Here is a 3,684-nt window from a genome sequence, read left to right on the forward strand (position 1 = left end):
GCTACCGCTGGGAGGTGCCCCCACCTCAAACGCCGGAGGGGCTATCTTTTAGCCCCTCCGGCGTTTGAGGAGGCCCGTCCGGCAGGACTTCGGGAAGGGGCGGGGAGGGGAGAGTTCACGCAGCCACCGACACCCCCAACTCCGCCGGAGCCAACGCCAGTTCAAGCACCTGACGGACATCCGTCACCGGGTGCACGTCCAGCTTCTGAAGAACCTCCGCCGGTACGTCATCGAGATCCGCCTCATTCCGCTTCGGGATGATCACCGTGGTCACCCCAGCCCGCTGCGCGGCCAGCAGCTTCTGCTTGACGCCCCCGATCGGCAGCACCCGCCCGGTCAGCGACACCTCACCGGTCATCGCCACATCCGTACGGACCAGGCGACCGGAGAGCAGCGAGGCGAGCGCCGTCGTCATCGTGATGCCCGCGCTCGGGCCGTCCTTCGGGACCGCGCCCGCCGGGAAGTGGATGTGTACGCCGCGTTCCTTCAAGTCACCGACGGGAAGCTCCAGTTCGGCGCCGCGCGAGCGCAGGAACGACAGGGCGATCTGCGCGGACTCCTTCATCACGTCGCCCAGCTGCCCGGTGAGGGTCAGGCCCGACGCCCCGGTCTCCGGGTCCGCGAGCGAGGCCTCGACGAAAAGCACGTCGCCGCCCGCCCCGGTGACCGCGAGCCCGGTGGCCACGCCGGGCACCGCGGTGCGCCGCTCGGCCGGGTCCTGGGCGGACTCGGGCACGTGGTGCGGCCGGCCGATCAGGTCCCGCAGATCCGCGTCGGTGACGGTGAACGGCAGCTTCCGCTCGCCCAGTTCGCTCTGTGCGGCGACCTTGCGGAGCAGCCGCGCGACGGAGCGTTCGAGGTTGCGTACGCCCGCTTCGCGCGTGTACTCACCGGCGAGCTTGCGCAGCGCGCTCTCGTCCAGGGCCACCTCGCCCGGCTCAAGACCGGCCCGCTCCAGCTGGCGCGGGAGCAGGTGGTCGCGGGCGATGACGACCTTCTCGTCCTCGGTGTAGCCGTCGAGCCTGACCAGCTCCATGCGGTCGAGCAGCGCCTCCGGAATGGCCTCCAGGACATTCGCGGTGGCGAGGAAGACGACATCGCTCAGGTCGAGTTCGACCTCCAGGTAGTGGTCCCGGAAGGTGTGGTTCTGCGCCGGGTCGAGCACTTCGAGCAGGGCCGCGGCCGGGTCGCCGCGGAAGTCGGAGCCGACCTTGTCGATCTCGTCGAGCAGGACGACGGGGTTCATGGAACCCGCCTCCTTGATCGCCCGCACGATCCGTCCCGGCAGCGCCCCCACGTACGTACGCCGGTGGCCGCGGATCTCCGCCTCGTCGCGGACGCCGCCGAGGGCGACGCGGACGAACTTGCGGCCCATGGCGTGCGCGACGGACTCACCGAGTGACGTCTTGCCGACGCCGGGCGGGCCCACGAGCGCGAGCACGGCGCCACCGCGACGGCCGCCGACCACCCCGAGGCCCCGGTCGGCGCGGCGTTTGCGCACCGCCAGGTACTCGGTGATCCGCTCCTTCACGTCGTCGAGACCGGAGTGCTCGGCGTCGAGGATGCCCTTGGCGCCCTGGATGTCGTACGTGTCCTCGGTGGTCTCGCTCCACGGCAGTTCGAGCACCGTGTCCAGCCAGGTGCGGATCCAGGAGCCCTCCGGGGACTGGTCGCTGGACCGCTCCAGCTTGTCGACCTCCTTGAGCGCGGCCTCGCGCACCTTCTCCGGCAGGTCGGCGGCCTCCACGCGGGCGCGGTAGTCGTCGGACTCCTCACCCTCCGACTCGCCGTTCAGCTCCCGCAGTTCCTTGCGTACGGCCTCCAGCTGGCGGCGGAGCAGGAACTCGCGCTGCTGCTTGTCGACGCCCTCCTGGACGTCCTTGGCGATGGACTCGGCCACGTCCTGCTCGGCGAGGTGGTCGCTGAGCAGCTTCGCGGCGAGCTTGAGCCGGGCCACCGGGTCGGCGGTCTCCAGGAGTTCGACCTTCTGCTCGGTGGTCAGGAAGGGCGAGTAGCCGGAGTTGTCGGCGAGCGCCGAGATGCCTTCGATCTGCTGGACCCGGTCGACGACCTGCCAGGCACCGCGCTTCTTCAGCCAGGTGGTGGCGAGCGCCTTGTACTCCTTGGCCAGTTCGGCGACCGCGCCGGGCAGGGGTTCGGGCACGGCCTCGTCGACCTCGGCGCCCTCGACCCACAGGGCGGCGCCGGGTCCGGTGGTGCCCGCGCCGATCCGCACGCGCCGGCGGCCCTTGATCAGCGCACCGGGGTCACCGTCGGCGAGCCGGCCGACCTGCTCCACGGTGCCGAGGACGCCGGTCGCCGCGTACGTGCCGTCGATCCGTGGCACAAGCAGGACGCGTGGCTTCCCCTCATCGCCACGGGCGGCGGCCTGGGCGGCCTCCACCGCGGCGCGTACATCCGGATCGTTCAGGTCGAGGGGCACCACCATGCCGGGCAGGACGACCTCGTCGTCGAGCGGCAGGACCGGCAGAGTGAGCGGTGCGGACGTCGATGCCATGATCTCCCCTTCGGCAGTCAAGTTGAGCTGTATCGGCTCAATGCTGCTGAGCCCGGAGATGTTCCCCGGAACGTGTTCGCTGTGAGCGATCAGCTCGGTACGAGGCGCTGCGCGAGCGTGCGCGGGGCGGTGTACCGGGTCGGGGGGCACTCAAGGTGAGCGCGTACTTCCGCTCGGTGGCCGCGAGTTGAGGCCTACGCGACGGTGCGCGGGAACCGGGGGCGGCCCCCCGCGACATACTCCGGGCCACTTGGGCATGATGCGGCCATGGACCCTCTGCGACAGAAGCTCAGCACGATCGCGCACGGCGACCACCCCATCGCCGCCCCCCTCGACGAATCCACGGTGCGGCACCTCCTGGACCTGGCCCTGCCGCGCGGCGACGAGCGCGTCCTCGACCTGGGCTGCGGTGAGGCCGCGTGGCTGGTCCGGGCGGCGGCCGAGCGCCCCGGCGTGCGCGCGGACGGCGTCGACGTGAACGAACGCGCCCTCGACCGCGGCCGCGACCACCTCGCCTCGGCGGGCGTCGACGACCGGGTCACGCTGCACCTGGAGGACGCGACCGGGTACAGCGCCTCGCACCAGTACGACGTGGTCCTCTGCGTCGGCGCCACGCATGCCTTCGGCGGGCTCCTGCCCACGCTCGAAGTGGCCCGCAAGCACCTCGCCCCGGGCGGCACGCTGATCGTCGGCGACGGCTTCTGGGAGAAGGCCCCCAGCCCCGAGACGCTCCAGGTCGGCTTCGCCGAGGACGAGTTCATGTCCCTGCCGAACACGGTCGACCAGCTCGCCCTCGACCAGTGGATCCCGGTGCACGGCCACATCAGCACGCTGGCGGAGTGGGACGCGTACGAATGGGCGTGGACCGGCACGCTCACCCGCTGGGCCCTCGACCACCCCGGCGACCCGGACAGCGCGGAGGCCCTGCGCACGGCGGCCCAGCACCGCGACGAGTGGCTGCGCGGCTACCGCGGCACCCTCGGCTTCCTGACCACCCTGCTCCGCCAGGCCTCCCGCCCGGAACCCCAGCACACGCTGTTCCGGCACTGACCTCCTCAGTCGCGAGGCGGGCGGCTCTCCGCCACTCCCAACCGCCACAGCGAGGTGACCTCACCGGCGCGGGCGGTGTGCAGCGGGTCGTCGGGGTCCTGTGCGCGGGGGTGGCG

2 protein-coding genes are annotated in these 3,684 nt (G+C 71.8%); one reads left to right on the forward strand and one right to left on the reverse strand.

Features of this window, described 5'->3' with window-relative positions:
- Window positions 1-115: 115 nt before the first annotated feature.
- The gene (gene lon, locus GUY60_RS35710) at window positions 116-2,518 is read right to left on the reverse strand and encodes an endopeptidase La (RefSeq protein ID WP_161705568.1); all 2,403 of its coding nucleotides are present in this window, start codon (window positions 2,516-2,518) and stop codon (window positions 116-118) included.
- A 267-nt stretch (window positions 2,519-2,785) separates the two neighbouring features.
- On the opposite strand from lon, the gene GUY60_RS35715 reads away from it, so the two are divergent.
- Complete coding sequence (locus GUY60_RS35715) at window positions 2,786-3,568, forward strand: SAM-dependent methyltransferase (protein ID WP_161705569.1); 783 nt, start codon at window positions 2,786-2,788, stop codon at window positions 3,566-3,568.
- Window positions 3,569-3,684 lie beyond the last annotated feature (116 nt).

The sequence above is a fragment of the Streptomyces boluensis genome (genome assembly GCF_009908195.1).
GTDB classification, from domain to species: Bacteria; Actinomycetota; Actinomycetes; order Streptomycetales; family Streptomycetaceae; genus Streptomyces; species Streptomyces boluensis.